General features: G+C 57.4%; 1 protein-coding gene. It reads left to right on the top strand.

All coding sequences use genetic code 11. The features are described 5' to 3' along the window. Positions 1–1010 (top strand): fatty acid desaturase (locus A3730_RS23615; RefSeq protein WP_369819117.1); only part of this gene is annotated, 1010 nt, incomplete at its 5' end. Positions 1011–1098 lie beyond the last annotated feature (88 nt).

The following is a 1098-nucleotide window of genomic DNA, read 5'->3' as shown; positions in this document are numbered from 1 at the left end:
CGTCGGCCCGCCCCGTCCACCCTGGCCACTTCTGCAGGGCGATTGGCCACGGTAGCTATTCTGGTTTCAGTGCCGTCAACGTAGTGTTTACCCTGATGATACCAACAAAAGGCAACACCATGGACGCCGCCACATTGAACAAGCAGGCCATTGCCTGCGCCAAGCACTATATGGGGAAAACCGCCTGGCCAACAATCGTGCTGACGGCGGCTGTGGTGGCCGCCTTTATTGCCACTCTGGCACTGTTTGCCAATGGCACCCTGCCCGCCTGGAGCGCCTTTGTGTTGGTGGCAGCCCTAACCTACATGTCTTATACCCCATTGCACGAAGCCGCCCACGGCAATATTCACGGCCAGAATGACCGCCGCAAGTGGCTCAATGATCTGTGTGGCTATCTGGTGGCGCCCATTATTGCGATCCCCTACGCCTCGCACCGCATCGAGCATTTCACCCACCACCGCTATACCAACCAGCCGGACAAGGATCCTGACTTTATTATCAGCGGGATGCAGAAAGGACCATTAGGACTGCTGACCACCGGGCTGCGTTTCCAGTGGGTACAGAATACCTTTTTTGTGCAACACAGCTGGGGCAGTGCGTCGTTGACGGAAAAGCTGATTTATTGCGCTGAGCTGGTGGTATCACTGGGCTGGCGGGTTGCCTTTCTGGCGATGGTAGACGAGCCCGGCACCGTGGCCGTGCTCTTGCTGGGCTATTACACCGGCGGTCTATTCACCGCCTACTGGTTTGCCTATCGCCCCCATCACCCTTACAAGGTGAGCGAGCGTTATCGCAACACCAACAGCCTGATCATGCCCCGCTGGATGAAGCCACTGGAATGGTTCTGGCTGGGCCAGAACCTCCATTCCATCCATCACCTGTTTCCACGGGTGCCGTTCTACCAATACCACGCCCTGCACCGGGATATCGAACCGGTTCTACGGGCTCAGGGGACGCCGATCATCGGCATTTTTTCCCGTGAGCCGACATCTAAAGGGGAAAAGGTCTAGGGAACCTCTGAAAGCAGCAACAGCCACGTAAAGACGGCGACCCCCGGGCCATTAGCGCTTGAGGAAAGCGGACCCCAATGCAAGGTAA

The sequence above is a fragment of the Alcanivorax sp. HI0044 genome (genome assembly GCF_001634945.1).
This window is presented reverse-complemented; position numbering and strand designations above follow the sequence as displayed.